This window comes from Marinicella sediminis (genome assembly GCF_002000055.1).
Taxonomy (GTDB): Bacteria; Pseudomonadota; Gammaproteobacteria; order Xanthomonadales; family Marinicellaceae; genus Marinicella; species Marinicella sediminis.
This window is the reverse complement of sequence record NZ_MVBD01000004.1, coordinates 282,504-303,025: the sequence shown is the minus strand read 5'-3', so window position 1 is coordinate 303,025 and position 20,522 is coordinate 282,504. Positions and strand designations below refer to the sequence as shown.

Genomic DNA, 20,522 nt, shown 5'->3' with positions numbered 1-20,522 from the left:
AGGTAATTGGTTATGGCGGTCCTTCGGAAGCCGATTCTTCAACCGCTTGTTTCGATACACCCGCGGTCATGGCAAAGCGCATGGCTTCCTCAAAAGTCATGTTGATCGGACGAACCAGATCACGCCTGATCAGAATGGTGTAGCCACCCACCATATAACTCATTGGCAGATACACCGCCACCAGGGGTGGCTCCTCACTGTTGACTGGTTTGAGGTCATTAAAAGCAGCCGGTAAATCATCGTTGGTGACCATACCCACCAAATGGCCCAGGCCGCTGTTGCTCATGTCCACCAGTACCACTTGCTGGCCTTTTTGCTGACTGTTGTCAAACATACCGGCCAGGTCCTTGACCGCAGAATAAACGGTTTTGACCAGGGGGAACTGCAGCAAAGACCCTTCAACCCGGCGGAACACCCAATTGATGAAGTTGAATTGAAACAACAGGCCCACCATCACCAGCAAAACCACCATGATCAACAGTCCACTGCCGGGAAACAACAGGTGATCCAACAGTATCGGTTCCAGGGCTTTTTTGCCCAGGCCATCAATCCATTTGACCAGGCTCCATATCACCCAAATGGTGACCAATACTGGAATGGTCACCAAGGCGCCCTTAAGCAATGGTTTTAAAAACCAGTTTTTCATTGTTCTTGCCCAGTTTGAAAACAATGATTGTGACACACATTGGCCCTTGAAACGAACCCCAGAGGTCATTTTTTTAATGGCCTGTCTCATGCTAAGATGCCTCATTCACTCACGGGCAAAGAGGTTTCGGTTATGAAGAAAATCTATTTATTGCTGATGGTATTGATTGGTCAGGCACAGGCGGACAAAGATGGACTGGTATCCCTGCATGTATTGGGCGTCGCTCAAGATGCCGGTTACCCGCAAATGAATTGCTACCAGCAACATTGCATGCCTGGCTGGCAAGAACCCAGACAACGCAAATTTGCCACTTCACTGGCGCTGGTCGATCATCAACACCGGCAAAAATTCCTGTTTGAAGCCACTCCCGATATCCGCGAACAAATGTATGCCCTGCACACCCTGGCACCTGATGGTGATTATGCGCTGACAGGGGTGTTGCTGACCCACGGTCACATGGGGCACTACACAGGCCTGATGCATTTCGGCCGTGAAGCAGCGGGTACCCGGGAAACACCTGTCTACGTCATGCCGCGCTTCAAACAATACCTGCAAAGCAATGGCCCATGGAGCCAGTTGGTCAATCTGAAAAACATCACCCTGAAAGACCTGACCGCCAATCAGCCAATTCATCTGACACCCAACATCACCGTCAGACCCCTGTTGGTCCCGCACCGGGATGAATTCACTGAGACCGTGGGGTTTGTCATCAGCGGGCCGAACCAGAAGGTGTTGTTCATCCCCGACATTGATAAATGGCATTTATGGGAACGTGAGATCACGGCTGAAATCAAGGCGGTAGATGTGGCTTTTCTGGATGCGACGTTTTATGCCAATGGTGAAATCCCTAACCGGGACATGAGTGAAATCCCACATCCGTTTGTCACCGAAAGCATGGCTTTGTTCAAAGACTTGCCTGCAGCGGAAAAAAGCAAGGTGTTCTTCATTCACTTTAATCACAGTAACCCCCTGATCAACCCACAGAGCGAGGCTGCTGAGCAGGTCAGGGCGGCAGGTTTCAAAGTGGCAGAGAAGGGGATAAAAATCCCGTTATGACGTTGTGATCATGGCATGCTAAAATGCCCGGCTTTTTCAAATCAAACAAAAGAGATCTGATTGTGGCCAACAGCAAACATGTGAACATCATTGCGGCAGAAATCAATGCCAAAACCCAGCAAATAGCCAGCGCCGTCGAGTTATTGGATGGTGGCGATACAGTCCCATTCATTGCCCGTTACCGCAAAGAAGTGACCGGTGGTCTGGATGACACCCAACTGCGACAGCTGGAAGAGCGATTGGGTTATTTGCGCGAGTTGGATGACCGTCGGGAGTCCATCATCAAAGCGATTGATGAGCAAGGTAAGCTGACCGAGGGATTGAAACAATCAATCATGGCAGCAGAGACCAAAACGCGCCTGGAGGACCTGTACCTGCCTTACAAGAAAAAACGTCAGACCAAGGCGCAAAAAGCCAGACAGGCCGGACTGGAACCTTTACTGGCTGCCATCATCGCAGACACCAAAGCCGATGAACAGCAGCTGGCCACAGATTATGTTGATGCTGAGAAAGAGGTGGCCGATGTGGCCGCTGCATTAGAAGGTGCCCGGCACATTGCCCTGGAAGATTTGGCAGAAGACGCCGATCTGATACAGGAGTTGCGGGAATGGTTATGGGAGCAGGGGGTGGTGATTGCTCAAGTGATCAAGGGGCAGGAAACAGAGAAAAAAGCCAGTCGCTTTACCGATTATTTTGACTTTTCAGAAGCGGTGAGCAAGATACCTTCGCATCGCATGCTGGCTTTGTTGCGTGGTCGCAATGAAGGCGTGCTCAGTGTCAACATTGATCATCGTGATGTATTGAACGAACACACAACCATTCATCCGGCCATCGGCCGATTGGTTAAACGCACCGGCTGGGACATTGAGTCTTCTGATTGGTTGAAGCGAACCACTGAGCTGGCCTGGAAAGCCAAATTGTTGCTCAAGTTGAATCTGCAATTGTTTAATGTGTTGCGCGAACAATCGGATGAAGCCGCCATTCAGATTTTTAACCGCAACCTCAAAGACCTGTTGTTGGCGGCTCCGGCCGGTGGGCAGGTGACTTTGGGACTGGATCCTGGATTCCGTACCGGGGTTAAAACCGTGGTGGTGGATGACAACGGCAAATTGCTGGATACCGCAGTGATTTATCCTCATGCACCTCAAAAACAATGGGAACAAGCCAAGCAAACCCTGATTAAAATGTGTGTAAAGCACGGGGTTAAACTGATCGCTATTGGCAATGGCACGGCCTCCAGAGAGACCGACCAGTTGGCTGCAGAATTGCTCAAACAAAACAGCGATATCAGGGCCCAGAAAATCATGGTTTCTGAAGCCGGTGCATCGGTGTATTCAGCCTCGGCATTGGCGGCTGCTGAGTTTCCTGATCTGGACGTATCCTATCGTGGGGCGGTGTCAATTGCCCGAAGGTTACAGGATCCTCTGGCAGAGTTGGTGAAAATTGATCCCAAGGCCATTGGAGTTGGTCAATACCAGCATGATGTTAACCAGGCCCAATTGAGCAAAGCGTTGGGAGATTGTGTCGAGGACTGTGTGAATAAAGTCGGGGTGGATGTCAACACCGCTTCCGCACCACTGTTGAAATACGTGGCTGGTGTCAGCGATTCTGTGGCTCAGGAAATCGTCAATTACCGCAATGCCAATGGCAGTTTCACCAACCGCAAACAGTTGCTGAAAGTCAGTCGCCTGGGCGAAAAAATGTTCGAGCAATGCGCGGGTTTTTTGCGCATTCGGGGTGGCGACCAACCACTGGATCAATCAGCCGTGCACCCGGAAGCCTATCCTTTGGTGAAGAGCATGCTGGAGCACATGGACAGCCAGATTGAACAAGTCATCGGGCAAATGGGGCCATTGAGTCAGCTCAATCCCCGTGATTTTGCCAATGACCAGTTTGGCGTGGCCACCATCAAAGACGTCATCGAGGAATTGAAAAAGCCGGGACGTGATCCGCGAGGTGAATTCAAAACTGCCCGGTTTGACGAACAGGTTCATGAGATCAAAGACCTGGCAGTGGGCATGCGCCTGGAAGGGGTGGTCACCAATGTCACCGCCTTTGGCGCCTTTGTGGATATTGGTGTTCACCAGGATGGTCTGGTACACATATCAGAACTGGCTGATCAGTACGTCAAAGATCCGGCAGATGTGGTCAAAGCCGGTCAGGTCATCAAGGTGCGGGTATTGGAGGTGGATGCGAACAGAAAGCGCATTTCCCTCAGTGCCAAATCAGGTGATGGTAAGGCAGCCAGGGGCGGTGACCGCAAGTCCACAGGCAAGCCTGCGAAGAATCATCGCCAACAACGGTCACCCCGGCGGCAAAGCAGTGCACCCCAGGGTGCCTTCGCAGGTGCCTTGGCCGATGCCTTTAAAAAAGCCAAAAAATGATCAGGTACAACCCAAAACAAGTGGAATGTGAACAAAATTTTAATGCGATAAATGCTATGTTATGAACTGTCACCCTGTGCAAAACATGGGTGACTTTGGTCGCAGGTCTTTGGGTCTGCTGACTTTGCATATCCATTGATTCAAACCAGTTTTGGTTTGCAGTTGACTCGATCAGTCAAGACAGGGAGTATCGTAATGAATAAAAACCTTTTAACAGTTGTTTTGTTGTTGTTGTCACTGCGGGTGATGGCTGTACATGTGAATGACCGGGGACTCGGTGAGGTCCTGATCTACCCATACTACACCGTGAACAACTACCTGAACACCATGTATACAGTGGTTAATACCACCGAACAGGCCAAAGCCATCAAAGTCAGTTTTCATGAGGGTGATGCGGGTTTGCATGTGCTGACATTTCATGTCTATCTGTCACCCTATGATGTATGGAGCGGTGCCCTCGTTCCCACTGAATCGACCATTGTCGGCCATTTGGATGAACCCACAGCTGTTCATGTCACACCGGATACTTCTTGTGCCCCATACCTGAACAAAGCTGGCCAGGAGTTTTTGCCTTATGTGATCGATGAGGATCTGAACCCGGCCAACCGCAGCCTGGCCAGGGCCACTGAAGGTTATATGCAAGTCATGGAACTGGGTGAATTGACCGGCAATGCTGTTGCTTTTGTGGATCATGGCGGCGTTGGCGTACCGGCAAACTGTACGGCCATCCAAGCTGCCTGGGACACCCTTGATTGGGCCCTGGAGGAACCAACTGAACCGCAGGGTGGCTTGCTTGGCAGTGCCTTTATCATCAATGTCGCTGAAGGGCTGTCGATGTCCTATGACGCCATTGCACTGAATGATTTCTGGGATGGTCAGGGGGTATTTACTGATCCAGGTAGTTTGTTGCCTGATTTATCCAGTGGCACCGCTGAATCAAAAGTATTATTGGCAGACGGCACCTTAGCGGTCAGCCAGTGGTCCAGCGGCATTGAGGCGGTATCGGCGGTGTTGATGAAAGCGGAGTTGTACAATGAATATGCGTACGATGCTTTCGTCAATGGTAAATCCGAATGGGTGGTGAGTTTTCCTACCAAAACGTTACACACCAACACCGAAGGTCCTGCTCTGGCACCATTCAGCCAGGCCTGGGATGGGGTGCAGTCCTGTGATGAATATACAGCAATGTTGTATGACCGGGAGACTGCAACATCACACCAATATCAATGTTGTGCTGATCCACCACCGCCACCGCCAGAGGATCCGCAACTGTGCCTGACCACTAATGTGATTGAGATGCTGCCGCCCTATACGGCAGCCAATGAAGTATCGGCCATTCTGGGATCTGATAATCTGTCTGAACCAGCCACATACTTTGATTCAAGGGTTACAGAAAATGGCTGGGGCGTGCTGAGTTTTCCGGCATCGCCAGGCATGGTGCCAGTCAATGGGACAGGCTTCAGGGGATTGCCTGCCACCGGATTTATGGTGCAACAATTCAGTAATGGAGGTGCTGGTGAGGGTTTGCTCGCTCAATATGCCAATCTGTTTATCCACAAAGGCCGGGTGGCTGTGATGGAGGCAGAGTAATGAAACAATTATTACAAGGTTCCCGTATTGGGAAAAGGCAGCACATTTACTGCCGTTCACTGATGGCTTGGATGCTGCTGTGGTCGATGGTTACTTCAGCCGTACAAATCAACCCAGAAGGTGAAGGAGAGGTATTGATTTATCCGTATTACACGGTGAACAATAACCTCAATACAGCATATTCGCTGGTCAACACCACCGCGCGTCCCAAAGTGGTGAAAGTGAGCTTCCGTGAGGGTCAGGCAGGTCTGATGATGCTGTCTTTTAATGTCTATTTGGCTGCCTATGATGTGTGGACCGGGGCCCTGGGCCCAACGGTTTCTTTCTTGCCAGGTCACAACGGTGAACCCAGTGTCATTCATGTATCGGGTGACTCCAGTTGCGTGCCGCGTGTGGATAAGACAGGAGAAAAGTTTGTGCCTTCTGCGCTCGATGGTGACCGCGTTGCCAGCAACAAAAGTCTGGAGCGGGCGCGGACTGGATATTTTGAAGCGCTCGAACTGGGCGAACTGACTGGGGAGGCCGCTGCACACATCAGCCACAATCAATCTGGTATACCCAACAATTGTAATGCCATCGGCGCGTCCTGGAATACCGGCAGCTGGCAGTTTGATGCGTTGAACCCACCCACTGGCGGGCTGATTGGTTCGGCTTTTATCGTAAACGTGGCCGAAGGGGTTTCGGTGTCATATGATGCCATCGCCCTACAGAATTTCTGGGAACAGGATGGCCAGCATACCGAGCCTGGATCTGCTTTACCGGACCTCAGTTCAGGGACCACGCAATCCCGGGTGTTATTGACAGACGGTACCCTGGCGGTTTCAGATTGGGGCACTGGCTACGAAGCGGTTTCTGCGTTGTTCATGAATACTGAAGTCATCAATGAATATGCCCTTGATACCATTGTCAACGGTCAAACCGAATGGTTGTTGTCGTTTCCCACCAAGCACCATCATGTGGTCACAAATTCAGGGCAGCCGAAACCACCGTTTACCCATCGCTGGAATGGTTTGACGTCCTGTGACGAATATACCCTGGACATGTTTGACAGGGAAGCCCAGCAAGAAACAGTCTCTACAGGTGGCGTTGGCATTCGCCCACCAGCGCCTCCGAATCCACAATTGTGTTTGGTCACCAATGTGTTGTCTTTCATTTTACCGGGAAGCGCTGCACAAGCCGGTTCCAGTCGGTTGCTGGGGGCAGATCCTTTTTATACTCTCATCACCCCATCAATAGCTCATGCCACAGAAAATGGCTGGGCAAGGCTGGACTTTATGGAAAGCAATCTGATGATTCCTGAATCTGGCATGGGCTTCAGAGGCCTGCCGGTGACAGGTTTTGCGATGCACCAATACACCAATGGCGGAGCCGGTGAAGGTTTGCTTGCCCAATATGGCAGCTTATTCATGCACAAAGGCCGGGTTGATGCCATTGCGACCCAAAACTGAATGTGTACGGCATGACGGTTGTATCGATACAGCCGTCATAGTCGGGACTGGACCGGAGGCCGAGGTTCCCAGATGATTCCCTCATTGAAGAGGAATCTGAACAAGTTTTTAATTGGGTTGGCCATAAAGTCAGCAAATGACAATCGTTGGATGGTGGGACTGAACGTCATTCCGGATGTCCGTAAAAACAGGGCTGGCCAGAGTTGGCAGGTGTTTACTTCTGGTGGTCCTGCCATCAATTTTATGAAAAGGAGTGTTGTTAATGAATAAACGAATCCCGATAATGACTGCGCTGATGCTGGCATGGTCACACCCTTCGACTGCTGTTCAGTTGAACCCCAATGGCCTGGGAGAGGTGTTGATTTTTCCGTATTACACAGTGAACAATGGCCTGAATACCCTGTACTCTGTGGTCAACACCACAGACCAGCCCAAAGCCATCAAAATCAGTTTTCATGAAGCAGATGTGGGTCTGGATGTGCTCACTTACCAGGTGTATTTGTCATCCTATGATGTGTGGAGTGCAGCCCTGGTTCCTTATGTATCAAGCATTCCCGGTCATGTGAATGAGCCCAGTGCCATTCATGTGTCAGCCGATACTTCATGTGCGCCATTCCTGAACAAAGCGGGCCAGGAATTTTTACCTTATGTGATTGATGAAGACCTGAACCCGGCCAACCGCAGCCTGGCCAGGGCCAGAGAGGGCTATTTTCTGGCCATAGAAATGGCAACGCTCACTGGTGATGCAGCGGGCTTTGTTGACCATGGACCGATCGGCGTCCCAGCCAATTGTGCGGCCATTCAAAACACCTGGAATGTTGGTGAATGGTTATTGGACCCATGGGCTGCTCCGGGTGGCGGTTTAACCGGGTCTGCTTTTCTGGTTAATGTGGGTGAGGGTTTGTCCTTGTCATACGATGCCCTGGCATTGCAGAACTTCTGGGCGCAGGCTGGTGATTTGACAGAACCCGGCTTGTTGACGCCGGATCTGAATAGTGGCTCAACCGAATCACGGGTGTTGCTGTCCGACGGTACCCTGGCGATTTCTGAGTGGGCCAATGGTTATGAGGCAGTCTCAGCGGTGTTGATGAAAGCTGAATTGGTCAATGAGTATTCCCGTGATGCCATCATTGATGGCAAAACCGACTGGGTGGTGAGCTTTCCGACCAAGTCATTTCATGTGAATCAGGTTGGTGAAGCAGTGGCTCCTTTTGGGACCATCTGGGATGGTGCACAGTCATGTGACGTTTATCAGGCCATGCTTTACGATCGTGCGGAGATGGCTTTTGTGAACAATTCCTGTTGTTTGGATCCACCGCCACCCAGACCGGCAGTACCTGAGTTTTGTTATTCAGGTAATGTGATTGAACTTTTATTACCCGGTGAACAGCCGGGTCCCACAACTCCGGTGTTGCAATCCGATAACTTGTCACTGGTGTTGGGTTATGACGATTTTCGCAAGACTGAAAATGGCTGGGGTAAGTTATCTTTCTATGGTGAGGGGATGCTTATGACGCCCTTGTCAGGAGTCGGATTCAGGGGCTTGCCTGCCACCGGATTTGCAGTGCAACAATTCACCAATGGCAGTGCTGCACAGGGATTATTGGCTCAGTATGGTAATTTATTTAAACACCAGGGACAGGTTGTGGTCACGGAGGAATTATGATGAAGAAATATTTAATCAATTGTGATGTTGTGTTATCAACAGGTCAATCAATATTTAGTCAGTCACTGCAGAGCCGTTTGAGCTTCAGGTATCTGCCTGCATTGTTATTTCTGCTGATGCTGTCTTCCCTGGTGTCTGCTGTCCAACTGAGCACCAATGACCGGGGTCAGGTGTTGATTTTTCCGTATTACACCGTGAACAATAACCTCAATACGGCTTATACTGTGGTTAACACCACGGACCAGCCGAAGGCCATCAAGCTGACTTTCAGGGAAGGGGACGCGGGTCTTCGGGTGTTGTCATTTGATGTCTATCTGTCAGCTTTTGACGTGTGGACCGGTATCATGGGGCCAACCACATCGACATTTCAGGGACATGTGGGAGAAGACAGCGGACTTCATGCGTCAGCTGATGCCAGTTGCGCACCTTATTTGCACAAATTCAGTCAGGAGTTTCTGCCTTTTGAAATCGAACAGGATCTGGTGTTCAGTAACAAATCAATGAGCCGGGCCCGTCACGGTTATTTTGAAGTGATCGAAATGGGTGTTTTAACCGGAGAGGCAGCAGCCCATGCAACACACAACAGTACGGGAGAACCAGCCGCTTGTTTTGCCCTGCAAGCCAGTTGGGATGATGATGAATGGGATTTTGATCCGCTCAGTGAACCCACCGGAGGCTTACAGGGTACGGCCTTTATTGTCAATGTGGCTGAAGGCTTGTCCATGTCCTATGATGCGATTGCCATTGATCATTTCTGGGATCAGCAGGGCATTCACTCATCACCTGGATCTGCACTACCGGACTTGGGTTCAGGCTCAACGGAATCCAGGGTCCTTTTGGACGACGGCCGATTGGCCATTTCTGAATGGGACTCTGGTTTTCAGGCCGTTTCGGCGGTGTTGATGCACACTGAAGTCATCAATGAATATGCCCTGGACAGTATTGTCGCAGGTAAGACTGAATGGGTGGTCACTTTTCCGACCAAGCACCACCACGTGAATGTCAATAATTCACAGAATCCGACACCCTTTACCCAGCGCTGGAACGGCTTGCAGTCCTGCGATGAATTCGAGCTTGGTATCTGGGACCGAGAAGCACAAAAAGATCCGCCGTTTACTTGTGGCGGAGTCACTTGTCCACCCCGGCCTCCCGCACCTGAATTGTGTTATGCCACCAACGTCTTGACCTTCAGGTTGCCACAACCAGGTACACCCAGTAGCATCAGTGACATTCTGGGGGCGGAAAAAAACATCCTGATGGGTGGTCCGTCATTGAGTCATGCCACTGAAAACGGCTGGGCCAGATTGACCTTTGATGTTGGGCATCATGTATTGAATCCCAGTTCTGGGACCGGGTACCTGGGCTTACCGGTCACCGGGTTTTCAGCACAGCAGTTCACCAATGCAGCCGCAGGAGAGGGATTACTTGCTCAGTATGGCAACATTCACAGACACAAAGGCCGGGTGACTTTGGCGGGTCAGAACTGAATAAATGGATATGAGATGGTTTCTGTTTTCATAGCAACTTACTTTTAAGTGTTAAATAATGTCCAGTTGAGCAAATTTCACTGCCAGCACTTTGGGGCCAACGTCGTTGAACTGTACCAGCACTTGCAGGTAATCGCCTTTGCCACTCATGTCAGTGATCACGCCTTCGCCAAAACTTTTGTGACGGACATTCATACCCAGTTGATAGGGTGAGTCACTTTGGGTGGTTTGTCGCTGATATGGGGTGGTGACCGATTGGCCAGATGAGTAGGCGGTACTGGGGTGGATGTTCCCACGCAGCTGACTGATCAGTTCTTTGGGTATTTCTCTGAGAAACTGTGAAGGTTGACAGGCATTGATTTTACCGCGCATGCGCCTGGAGGTGGCATAACTGAGGAACAGTTGTTTTTCTGCCCGGGTGATGCCCACATAGGCCAGGCGCCGTTCTTCCTGAAGTTTGTTGAAATCCTCCATGGAGTTCTGATGGGGAAACAAACCTTGTTCCAGACCCACAATGAAAACCACTGGGAACTCAAGGCCTTTGGCCGCATGCAAGGTCATCAGCTGCACATGTGGTTCATTGACCTGTGTGGTGTCGCCGGCATCCAGACTGACTTGTGCCAGAAAGGCCGCCAGTGGCGTCAATCCCAGGGCCAGGTCTTCATCGCTGATTTCAAACATTTCTGCCGCATTGATCAATTCATCAAGATTTTCCAGTCGGGTCTGGGCTTTTTCCGGTGGCTCTTTGAGGTAGTGGTCTTTCAGTGCGGTGCGTTCGATGATGTCAGCAAACAACTGGGCCAGTGACTGGTCCTGGTTGTTGCTTTCCAATTCGTCGATCAGATTGACAAATGAAGCCAATGATGTGGCTGCCCGGGTACTGAGCTTGTTGTCTTTGATCAATTGTTGACCCGCTTCCCACAGACTGGTTTGTTGCATTTGTGCATAGTTGCGAATCAGGTTGACTGTTTGCAGGCCAATGCCACGGGTCGGGGTATTGATCACCCGTTCAAAGCCAATGTCATCATGGCGGTTGTTGACCAGCCTGGAATATGCCAGTACGTCTTTGATCTCCAGTCGTTCAAAAAACCGCAGCCCACCATAGATCTGATATGGGATACTGCGTTTAAGCAAGGCTTCTTCAAGTAACCTGGACTGGGCATTGGAGCGATAGAGGATGGCAATGTCATCGGCACTGGTGGTTTCAGCCAACAGGCTGTCGATTTTTTCACCAACAAAAAAGGCTTCATCGAACTCTGAATGTGCGCCATACACACCCAGGGGTTCTCCCTTTTCCTGAGCTGACCACAGGTTTTTACCCAGGCGCTTTTTGTTGTTCGCAATTACCCCATTGGCGGCATCGAGGATGTTTTGCGTTGACCGGTAGTTTTGTTCCAGCTTATACATGGCGGTGTTGGCATACAAACTTTGGAAATCAAGGATGTGATCCACTTTGGCGCCGCGCCAGGCATAAATCGACTGGTCATCATCACCCACCACCAGCACTTTGTTGTGCTGTCCGGCCAACAATTGAATGAATGCAGACTGTATGGCATTGGTGTCCTGGAACTCATCAACCAGGATGTGGGAGAAGCGTTGCCGGTATTTTTTTAAAACATCCTCGTCGTTGAGTAACAATTCATGCGCCCGTAACAGCATTTCAGAAAAGTCCACCAGACCTGCACGTTGGCAATGATCGTCGTAATGGGCAAACACTTTAATCAGCGTCTGATTGTTGTAATCGCCGTAATCTTCAACTTCATGTGCCCGCAAACCATCATTTTTCTGGTCATTGATGAATGCCTGTACCGTGCGCGGTGGCCATTGTTTTTCATCCAGCTCCAAATCGCTGAGGCAACGGCGGATCAGGCGGTATTGATCGTCAGAGTCAATAATCTGAAAGTTTTTTGGCAAGCCGGCCGCTTCGGTGTTGATCTGCAACAACTTCAGAGCGATGCCATGAAAGGTACCAATCCACATGTCCCTGATTTCACGTTTGAGCATGAAGGCGATGCGGTTGCGCATTTCGGCAGCGGCTTTGTTGGTAAATGTGACCGCGAGGATGCTGTAAGGAGAAACAAATTCAGCGGAAATCAGCCAGGCGATCCGATGCACCAGAACCCGGGTTTTGCCGCTGCCGGCACCGGCCAGCACCAACGCATGCTGAGCGTCTGTGGTGACTGCTGCTGCTTGATTTTCATTGAGGTTTTTCAGGATGTCTTCGGTATTCAGTGTCATGCTATCCAGGATGCGCTGTGGCCCCAGTCACTGTTTTCAGTGGCCATTTTCCGGGCGGTTTGATTCGATAAATGAGCTTCAATGGCCTTGATGCCCAATGGTTTGATGGGGTAATAAACCCGTACAGTTTGTGGCTCGATCTGATGACTGATGGCCACCACGCCAGCTTGTGGATGTTGGTGGTAAACCACTGCAGCAGGGTGAGTGTCTTGTGTCGGCAGATCTTCAAACCACCAACTGTCACGGATGTGGCTTTGTTCGAAAGAGCCCAGGCAGATTTTTTGTGAGCTGATCGGCCATTGGCTGGCTTTGAACGGTCTGACGTCCAGGCCGTGGCTGGAAAATGCACCGATTGAGAGGCGTTGTGCCATCAACCAATTGATGTAAGATTCAGGGTCGCTTTCAGGTTTCAGTTGGTGCCATTGAGACCAGGAAAAGCTGGGAGTGAATAACAAATGATCAATCAGATAGAAGTGATTGCCAGTATCTGTGCTCACCGCGGTTTTGGGTTCGTTGTTGACCAGACTCATCTCAATGATTTCCCACAGGTGGCTCAATCCCAGTTGTTGAAAATGATTGTGCATCATGGCCACCAAATCAAGGTAGGTCATGTAGTTGGCATGACTGATCACCACCCCCGTTTGTCCACAAAGTAATTCATAAGTGGGCGGTGAAACCATGCCTTTGTGCATCAGCTGTTGTTCGAAAGTGGTGGCCAGTTGCTCATCATCGGTATACAGACAAAATGGCAGGTGATACAACTGCTGTTCGGCTGGTATGGGTTGCAAACCAGCTGGCATGTTGTCATCACTGGCGCCAACAGATAACACCTGATCGACCTGTGACTCGCCCTGAAAAGCCGCGCTGGCATAGCGGGTGAGGTTTTGTTGAATGGGAAAGCCCGGTTGTAACAATTGTTCTGAGGTGAAGGCGGCACCCAGAAAAACCAAAGCAGTCTGTCCTTTGATGCCCAACACCGCATGCAGGTCACGGGCCACCTGATGGGTCAGTTCACTGCTGTTATGTTTATTCCAGGTTTGTTTGATCGGGCTTTGGCATTCAAGGGTCAGCATGCCGTCACAACGGTGTTGGTAATTCATGACTGTTCTGTGAACCAGGGTGTGATGATGCCGGAGAGCTCTGCGGCACCGGTTTTACGTAAGGCTGAAAAGACCTGGCAGGTGGTTGAGGCGCTGATCTTGCTGATGGCTGCAGAGACTTTCATCAGGGTTTTTTTGGTGTCATTGTTGTTGAGTTTGTCGGCTTTATTCAACAACACGTGGGAATGCAGCCCGGACTCATGAGCCCAATGCAGCATTTGTTCATCAAACTGTTTCATCGGGTGCCTGATATCCATGATGATGACCACACCAATCAGGCTTTCGCGTTTCATCAGGTATTGGTCAATTTCTTTTTCCCAGTGTTTTTTCATTTTCACCGGTACTTTGGCATATCCATACCCCGGTAAATCGACCAACCGCTTATTCGGCATGAATTCAAAGCAGTTAAACAATTGAGTACGCCCTGGCGTTTTGCTGACTTTGGCCAGTCCTTTGTGGTTGGTTAAGGCATTGATGGTGGTTGATTTGCCAGCGTTTGAACGGCCGGCAAATGCAATTTCCATGCCTTCATCTGGAGGTAATTGATCGATTTTGTAAGCACTGATTAAAAACTCACAATGTTTGAACAGGTTTGACATGCAACAGTGGCCGGATAAAAAGCCTGTATTTTAAATGAGATGAGCAAAATTTGATATGTTAGACACAGGTGATTACGCTATAATACTGCGTTTTTGAAGAAACCAAACCATTAGGGGTTTTTATGAAACGAAATATGCTCAGAGTTCTTATTCCAGCCATGTTGCTGTTATCAGTCCAGGTTATCGCTGGAGACGCTGAAAAAGGCAAGGCTTTGTCTGGTACCTGCACCGCTTGCCATGGTGCTGATGGTAACAGCGTCAATCCCATCTGGCCATCACTGGCAGGTCAGCATGAAGATTACCTCGTGCGTCAATTACAATTATTCAAAAGTGGTGCCAGAGAAAATGCCTTGATGGCACCCATGTCTGCCAACCTGTCTGAGCAGGATATGGCCGATTTGGCAGCTTATTTTGCCAGTCAACCCCTGACCATGAAAGCTGCTGATCCAGCATTGGTGGAATTGGGTAAATCAATTTATCAGGGCGGCAATCAGGATCGTGCTATTCCTGCCTGCATGTCATGTCATGGTCCCACAGGTCAGGGCAATCCGGTTTCAGGTTATCCGGTTCTGGCTAATCAACATGCGGCTTACACAGCATTGCAACTGCGGGCCTATAAGGCCGGTCGCGTACTGGAAAATAAAGACGATGTCAACGGCCAGGTGATGGCAGGTGTGGCACAATACATGACTGAAGAGGAAATCGACGCTGTTTCCAGTTACATACAGGGTCTGAAAGGCTCTCAATAAGCAGAAACTTTTGAGTTCTTAATCAGTCCAATTACCCACGTTTACGAGGAGATATTATGAATAAAGTTTTATTGATTCTGTCAGTAGTACTGTTCTGGGGTTGTTCTCAGGCCAATGACCATGCAGATGTCAAAGAAGCCGTTAAGAAAGAAGCAGCCGCAGAAGTAGAGGCGGTTGTTGAGCAAGCAAGTGAAGTTGCAGAAGCCGTTGAGTCTTCAGTAGAATCAGTGGTTGAAGAAGTTGCTGAAGCTGTGGACTTTCAGCCAGGCATACATTACTCAGTGATTAATCCTGCCTGGGACACCAAAAGTGAAGATGAAGTACTGGTGTATGAGTTTTTCAGCTACATGTGTCAACATTGTGCCTCTTTTGAGCCATATATGAAGAAGCTGGAACATGACATGCCTGAACATGGCAAAGTGGTGCGAATTCCTGTGGTATTTTATCCGCAATGGAAACCGTTCGCTCAGGCCTATTACACTTTCGAAGCCATGGATTTGGTTGACCAGGCTCATGCAGCACTGTTTGCAGCCATTCATCAGCACCGCAAACAATTGCGCAGCATTGAAGACATTGCCAACTGGGTTTCCAGTTCGTTTGGCGTTGATAAAGATGAGTTTCTTTCTACAGCCAACTCTTTCATGATTGATGGACAGATCCGTAAAGGCATGCAAATGATGCAGGCGATGGGTGTCTCATCAACCCCAACCCTGGTAACTCACGGTAAATACAAACCCAACAATAAAGTATTCCGCACCCGTGACGAAGTGCTTGATGTGACTTTGTATCTGGTTGACATGGAAGCTGAGAACATGGGCATCAGGAAGTAAATTTGGCCCCAAGCGTTATCAAAAGCCGGGAATTCCCCGGCTTTTTTTTATCTATTTGTTGGCAACTTTTATGGCCGCCACAGGTCTATGTCTTTTTTGTACGGAGGAACACACTTATGAAATCATGGTCAATGGCTTTACTTATGATCACCGCAATGGGCTCTGTCATGGCGCAAGAGAACAGCAGCGCGCCAGCCAGCAAGTATCAGGCAGGCATTCATTATCAGATCATCAACCCAGCCTGGGAAACCGATCAGGATGAACCGGTGGTGTATGAATTCTTCAGTTACATGTGTCCGGGTTGTTTTGGTTTTGAGCCGGTGATGAATGAGTTGAAATCTGCACTCAATGAAGGTCAGAAGATCGTCCGTGTTCCAGTGGCGTTCTACCCGCAATGGGAGCCTCATGTGAAAACATTTTTTGCCCTGCAGGCGATGGGCAAAAGGGAGCAGGTTCATCAGTCATTGTTCAATGCCATTCATCAGCAAAAGAAACCGCTGCGTGATCTGCAGGCCATAGGCCAATGGCTGGCAGCTGCTCACGGCATTGATCAGCAGGTATTCCTGCAACAAGCCAATTCATTTCAAGTGGATACCCAAATCAGAAAAGCCAGGCAAATGATGACAGCCATGGGTGTGAGCCGGATACCCGCATTGGTGGTTAATGGTCAATACAAACCCAACTTTCAGCAGGTGGGTGAGGCCAATGAAATCATTGATTTGACGGTTGAGTTAAGTATGAAGTGACCGTTTGGTACAACCCAAAATACCGGCTTAGGCCGGTTTTTTTTGGTTAATTCATCGTGAAGAGCGGCTCCTTACCGACTCATTATTATCGTATTATGATTTACCTTTGAAACCAGATGGTGTGCCAGAACATGTCTGACAAACCTGGCCTGTGACAAATTGTCGCAGCGATTGGGTGGCGTCAACAAACAGGTTATACTGGCAGTTTTTAAACAGCCACATCTCCGGCATCCAATGTTCCAGTTCAGACTGATCATCCAATTTGCCCAGCTCATGGTGCTGATGATTAATCAATGGCAGGCATTCTGGCCCCAGGGTCATTTTATTCTGTGGTTGGTCTGTGCCACTTATTTGTTGCTCCAGCCTGTCATTTTGCTGATCAATGCCAGCTGGCAGCGCAGCCCCTGGTTATTGGTTACCGATTTATTGGTATGGGGATTGTTTTTCGCTGTGTTGGGGGGAGTTTCTAATCCGCTTATCTGGTGCTTGTTATTGCCTTCGGTGCTTTCTGCATTGAGCCAGACGCCTGGGTTTACCTGGTGCCTGACCGTGCTTGCCAATCTGGTGTATGGTGGATTGTGGAAGCTGGCAGCTCATCATTCAGTGAATCATCATCACGATACCATGATGGCCGAACACATCACTGGTATGTGGCTTGGTTTTGTGGGTGTTTCATTGTTGATGACATGGGTGACCACCACCCTGATGAGGCGGATCCATGAGAAAAATGCCGCTTTACTTGCTCTGGAAAAGCGGCAGCAAGCGGATGAAAATTTACTGAAAATGGCCACCCTTGCCACCGGTCTGGCGCATGAATTGGGCACCCCATTATCCAGCATCAGATTATTGGTAGAAACGATCCGCCAGGAAGGCGCTGCTTCAGGATTGGACAAAGACATGGCTTTGCTGGATACTCAGGTCAAACGTTGTAAGCAGGTATTGGAGCGGCTCACCTCAGTGGCGGATAAAACCGCTTTGGTTTCTGCTGAACAGGTGGCCGTTAAACCCTGGTTGGAAGACATGCTGGCTGAACAGCCCATGTCATCCCTGGATGTGATCATTGAAGTGGACAACAATGAGCCCATGTGGATCAAGGGTGATGATTTGCTGCAACTGGCCCTGAAGAACATCATACAAAATTCGGTGGCTGCGCATGCCCGTCATTTGAGTGTTGTTGTCAAACGTGGAGTGACTGACGTGACATTGACGTTCACTGATGATGGAGATGGACAGTCCTATCACAATACCGATGGCCTGGGCATGGGCCTGAAGTTATCTTCGAGAATCATCAGCGGAGTGGGTGGTTCCCTTGATTTTCAGGCCATGGATCAGGGAGCCTGTACTGTTGTTGTACTGCCATTGAGTGATGAATAAGTCTGTATTGATCATTGATGACGATGAGGTGATGCGCTATGCGCTGAACCGCTCACTCACGGGTATGGGATACCAGGTTGCAGAGGCCGCAAATTTGGAAGAAACCCAGGATCAGTTGGCCGCAAATGCGATTGATTGGGTGGTGCTTGATCTGCGCCTGGGTCATGAATCGGGGCTTGAGGTGGCCCGTTCTATTCTGGCCCATGATCCTGGCCTGATCGTTATCATCATCACAGGTTATGCCTCGGTCAGCACGGCAGTCGAAGCCATCAGACTGGGAGTGAAGGATTATTTAATAAAACCGGTCAGCGCAGAAGAAATTGTGCAGGCATTGAAAATGGACAGAGGGCTTGAGCAGGTACCAGTCAATACCACACCCATGTCGCCAAAACGGCTTGAATGGGAACACATTCAACGGGTGCTGCTGGATCATAATGGCAACATCACCCAGGCGGCCAAAGCACTGAAAATGCACCGCAGAACATTGCAAAGGAAATTAAACAAAAAGCCTGTCAGGGAATGATCAGGATGTGATGTTGCGTTGGATGTTGTTGATGTGTTCGAGTGCTGACAGCCTGCTCATGACCTCACTGAGGTGATCAAAATCTCTGATCTGGATGGATATGTTGATGTGTACCAGTCCGGCTTCATCATCTGGTTCGGCATGCAACGCCATGATGTCTACTTTCAGGTGCGCTAACAAGGCGCTGATGTCTTTGATCACGTGCTTGCGGTTATTGGCTGTGATCAACAGCGAAGTGATGGTGTATTCATCCAGGTCATCGCTCCAGCGTACATTGACCAAGCGGTTAGGCTCTTCTGAAATCATGTGCAGGTAATTGTCGCAATTGGCCTGATGCACGCTGATTCCCCGGGTGCGGGTGATGAAACCGCCCAGGGCGTCCCCTTGCACCGGATTACAGCAACTGGCAATGGTGGTTTTGATCGAATCAACACCTTCAACAATCAACCGCGCGGTGGATGTGGGCAGTCCCTGTAACTTTTTAGGCAACGGCTTGGGTGCAAACTTTTTCACCGGATGCAATTGTGCATCGGCACGACGAAGTACCTGATTAACGGTGATGTCGCCGGTGGCTATCATGGCGTAGAGCTTATCGGTGTGTTGCAGGTTAAAAGAGTCCAGTAACTTTTGCATATCTGCATCTTGCAGGGCGAACTTGCTTAACTCACTTTCCAGTAATTCCCTGCCGATTTGCAGGTTTTTGTCGAAATCATTCTCCCGGAACCAATGTCTGACCTTGGCCCTGGCGCGGGCGGTTTGCAGGTATCCAGACTGCTCATGAAGCCAGTCCCTGGACGGTTTGGGGTATTTGGCTGTCAGGATTTCTACCTGATCCCCGGTTGACAGTGGCCGGCTTAATGGCACAATTGAACCGTTCACCTTGGCACCACGACAGCGGTGCCCGACTTCGGTGTGCACCTGATAAGCAAAATCGACCGCGGTGGAGCCATGTGGCAAATCCACCACATCACCACTGGGGGTAAAGACATAAACGCGTTCTTCCTGGGTGTCGGCTTGAAAAGCCTGTAACAAATCATCAGAGCTGGGGTGCTCGGATAACAACTGTCGCATCCAGTTGACTTTGTTGTCATAACTCTGATCCTGTTTTGAACCATCTTTATAGCGCCAGTGAGCCGCTACGCCAAGTTCCGCATGTTCGTGCATTTGATGGGTGCGAATCTGCACTTCAAGGGTTTTACCATTGACCACCACCACGGTATGCAGTGATTGATACATGTTGCCTTTGGGTTGGGCAATGTAATCATCAAATTCTTTGGGAATGTGTTTCCAGGTGGCGTGCACAATTCCAAGGGTGGCATAACAATCAGCTACGCTGTCCACCAATACGCGGATGGCACGGATGTCAAACAAGCCCTCAAATTCGAGGTTTTTCTTTTGCATCTTTTTATAAATGCTGTAAATGTGTTTGGGTCGGCCAGCGATGTTGGCGGTGATGTTATTGCTGGCCAGCGCCGCAGTCAATTCAGCCGAACAGCGGCTGATGAACTGTTCGCGGTCATTGCGCTTTTCAGCCAGTTTTTGGGCAATGGTTTTGTATTGTGCCGGCTGTAAAAACCGGAATGACAAGTCTTCCAGTTCCCATTTGATTTGCCACACACCCAGACGGTTCGCCAGGGCGGCGTGATAGGTCATGGTCGACGTCGCCAGTTGCTGTTGCATCTGTGAACTGAATTTGACAGCTGCCCGCATCAGTACCACCTGCTCGGCCAGTAGGATCAACACCAAACGGACATCATTGATCATCGCAAACAACAGTCTGCGCAGTCCTTCTGCATTGTTGGATTTGGGTTTTAACAACCAGTCAGCCTGATGAATTCTGAGCAACTCTTTCAGCAGGGTTTGTTGCTTGGCAGTGACTTCATCAGGCAGGTCGCCGAACTCAAGTGAGCCATGGCGAAGTTCATGAAACCAAGCATAAATCTGCATGATTTCTTCATCGGCATGCAGTTTGTTTAAAACATCTTTGGTTTTTGTCCGGTGTGCTTCAGAACAGTGATTGTCATCCAACCACAAGTCGTTTGCTGCTGACTGTTCTGAGTGTTTCATGGTGTCATTCATTGTAAGG

General features: G+C 49.7%; 16 protein-coding genes. 11 read left to right on the top strand and 5 right to left on the bottom strand.

The annotated features are described in order from the left end of the window. Positions 1–10: 10 nt before the first annotated feature. On the bottom strand, positions 11–646 hold the full coding sequence (locus tag B0475_RS07840) for a DUF502 domain-containing protein (RefSeq protein ID WP_157892790.1): 636 nt from the start codon (positions 644–646) through the stop codon (positions 11–13). Between the two features lie 132 nt (positions 647–778). On the opposite strand from B0475_RS07840, the gene B0475_RS07835 reads away from it, so the two are divergent. The 6 genes from B0475_RS07835 (at position 779) to B0475_RS07805 (ending at position 10,277) form a co-directional block, all read left to right on the top strand. Next, positions 779–1,702 carry an MBL fold metallo-hydrolase gene (locus B0475_RS07835; RefSeq protein WP_077411299.1) on the top strand — a complete coding sequence of 308 codons (924 nt, stop codon included), beginning with the start codon at positions 779–781 and terminating at the stop codon, positions 1,700–1,702. 62 nt (positions 1,703–1,764) lie between these two features. After that, positions 1,765–4,086, top strand: coding sequence for a Tex family protein (locus B0475_RS07830; RefSeq protein ID WP_232781859.1), 2,322 nt, complete (start codon positions 1,765–1,767; stop codon positions 4,084–4,086). A gap of 195 nt (positions 4,087–4,281) precedes the next feature. Continuing rightward, entirely contained in the window at positions 4,282–5,676 is a 1,395-nt protein-coding gene (locus B0475_RS07825) for a hypothetical protein (protein ID WP_077411244.1), read from the top strand. Continuing rightward, positions 5,676–7,124, top strand: coding sequence for a hypothetical protein (locus B0475_RS07820; RefSeq protein ID WP_077411243.1), 1,449 nt, complete (start codon positions 5,676–5,678; stop codon positions 7,122–7,124). The genes B0475_RS07825 and B0475_RS07820 overlap by 1 nt, the downstream gene beginning before the upstream one ends. Before the next feature lie 262 nt (positions 7,125–7,386). Next, on the top strand, positions 7,387–8,790 hold the full coding sequence (locus B0475_RS07810; RefSeq protein ID WP_157892789.1) for a hypothetical protein: 1,404 nt from the start codon (positions 7,387–7,389) through the stop codon (positions 8,788–8,790). Continuing rightward, on the top strand, positions 8,787–10,277 hold the full coding sequence (locus B0475_RS07805; protein WP_077411240.1) for a hypothetical protein: 1,491 nt from the start codon (positions 8,787–8,789) through the stop codon (positions 10,275–10,277). The genes B0475_RS07810 and B0475_RS07805 overlap by 4 nt, the downstream gene beginning before the upstream one ends. Positions 10,278–10,328: 51 nt before the next feature. Here the strand turns inward: B0475_RS07805 and uvrD are convergent, their stop codons facing one another. Genes uvrD through yihA form a run of 3 tightly spaced genes read right to left on the bottom strand, consistent with a single transcriptional unit; the run spans position 10,329 to position 14,214 of the window. Continuing rightward, positions 10,329–12,515, bottom strand: coding sequence for a DNA helicase II (gene uvrD, locus B0475_RS07800; RefSeq protein ID WP_232781858.1), 2,187 nt, complete (start codon positions 12,513–12,515; stop codon positions 10,329–10,331). Further along, positions 12,512–13,615: a hypothetical protein gene (locus B0475_RS07795; protein WP_077411239.1), complete on the bottom strand. Its 1,104-nt coding sequence runs from the start codon at positions 13,613–13,615 to the stop codon at positions 12,512–12,514. The genes uvrD and B0475_RS07795 overlap by 4 nt, the downstream gene beginning before the upstream one ends. Continuing rightward, entirely contained in the window at positions 13,612–14,214 is a 603-nt protein-coding gene (yihA, locus tag B0475_RS07790; protein WP_077411238.1) for a ribosome biogenesis GTP-binding protein YihA/YsxC, read from the bottom strand. The genes B0475_RS07795 and yihA overlap by 4 nt, the downstream gene beginning before the upstream one ends. 134 nt (positions 14,215–14,348) lie before the next feature. Between yihA and B0475_RS07785 the strand changes: the two genes are divergently transcribed. The 5 genes from B0475_RS07785 (at position 14,349) to B0475_RS07765 (ending at position 18,436) form a co-directional block, all read left to right on the top strand. After that, positions 14,349–14,963, top strand: coding sequence for a c-type cytochrome (locus B0475_RS07785; protein ID WP_232781857.1), 615 nt, complete (start codon positions 14,349–14,351; stop codon positions 14,961–14,963). Positions 14,964–15,019: 56 nt separating this feature from the next. Continuing rightward, positions 15,020–15,793, top strand: coding sequence for a thiol:disulfide interchange protein DsbA/DsbL (locus B0475_RS07780; protein WP_077411236.1), 774 nt, complete (start codon positions 15,020–15,022; stop codon positions 15,791–15,793). Positions 15,794–15,909: 116 nt separating this feature from the next. After that, complete coding sequence (locus B0475_RS07775; RefSeq protein ID WP_077411235.1) at positions 15,910–16,539, top strand: thiol:disulfide interchange protein DsbA/DsbL; 630 nt, start codon at positions 15,910–15,912, stop codon at positions 16,537–16,539. Between the two features lie 282 nt (positions 16,540–16,821). Further along, positions 16,822–17,913 carry an ATP-binding protein gene (locus B0475_RS07770; RefSeq protein ID WP_157892788.1) on the top strand — a complete coding sequence of 364 codons (1,092 nt, stop codon included), beginning with the start codon at positions 16,822–16,824 and terminating at the stop codon, positions 17,911–17,913. After that, complete coding sequence (locus B0475_RS07765) at positions 17,906–18,436, top strand: response regulator transcription factor (RefSeq protein ID WP_077411233.1); 531 nt, start codon at positions 17,906–17,908, stop codon at positions 18,434–18,436. The genes B0475_RS07770 and B0475_RS07765 overlap by 8 nt, the downstream gene beginning before the upstream one ends. Here the strand turns inward: B0475_RS07765 and B0475_RS07760 are convergent, their stop codons facing one another. Further along, complete coding sequence (locus B0475_RS07760; protein WP_157892787.1) at positions 18,437–20,503, bottom strand: bifunctional (p)ppGpp synthetase/guanosine-3',5'-bis(diphosphate) 3'-pyrophosphohydrolase; 2,067 nt, start codon at positions 20,501–20,503, stop codon at positions 18,437–18,439. Between the last annotated feature and the right edge of the window lie 19 nt (positions 20,504–20,522).

Bases quoted from the DNA above. Each gene is read 5' to 3' on its own strand.
- B0475_RS07820 (WP_077411243.1), top strand. From the start codon at position 5,676: ATGAAACAATTATTACAAGGTTCCCGTATTGGGAAAAGGCAGCACATT.
- B0475_RS07805 (WP_077411240.1), top strand. From the start codon at position 8,787: ATGATGAAGAAATATTTAATCAATTGTGATGTTGTGTTATCAACAGGT.
- B0475_RS07835 (WP_077411299.1), top strand. From the start codon at position 779: ATGAAGAAAATCTATTTATTGCTGATGGTATTGATTGGTCAGGCACAG.
- B0475_RS07840 (WP_157892790.1), bottom strand. From the start codon at position 646: ATGAAAAACTGGTTTTTAAAACCATTGCTTAAGGGCGCCTTGGTGACC.
- yihA (WP_077411238.1), bottom strand. From the start codon at position 14,214: ATGTCAAACCTGTTCAAACATTGTGAGTTTTTAATCAGTGCTTACAAA.
- uvrD (WP_232781858.1), bottom strand. From the start codon at position 12,515: ATGACACTGAATACCGAAGACATCCTGAAAAACCTCAATGAAAATCAA.
- B0475_RS07825 (WP_077411244.1), top strand. From the start codon at position 4,282: ATGAATAAAAACCTTTTAACAGTTGTTTTGTTGTTGTTGTCACTGCGG.
- B0475_RS07785 (WP_232781857.1), top strand. From the start codon at position 14,349: ATGCTCAGAGTTCTTATTCCAGCCATGTTGCTGTTATCAGTCCAGGTT.
- B0475_RS07810 (WP_157892789.1), top strand. From the start codon at position 7,387: ATGAATAAACGAATCCCGATAATGACTGCGCTGATGCTGGCATGGTCA.
- B0475_RS07780 (WP_077411236.1), top strand. From the start codon at position 15,020: ATGAATAAAGTTTTATTGATTCTGTCAGTAGTACTGTTCTGGGGTTGT.
- B0475_RS07770 (WP_157892788.1), top strand. From the start codon at position 16,822: ATGATTAATCAATGGCAGGCATTCTGGCCCCAGGGTCATTTTATTCTG.
- B0475_RS07765 (WP_077411233.1), top strand. From the start codon at position 17,906: ATGAATAAGTCTGTATTGATCATTGATGACGATGAGGTGATGCGCTAT.
- B0475_RS07795 (WP_077411239.1), bottom strand. From the start codon at position 13,615: ATGAATTACCAACACCGTTGTGACGGCATGCTGACCCTTGAATGCCAA.
- B0475_RS07775 (WP_077411235.1), top strand. From the start codon at position 15,910: ATGAAATCATGGTCAATGGCTTTACTTATGATCACCGCAATGGGCTCT.
- B0475_RS07760 (WP_157892787.1), bottom strand. From the start codon at position 20,503: ATGAAACACTCAGAACAGTCAGCAGCAAACGACTTGTGGTTGGATGAC.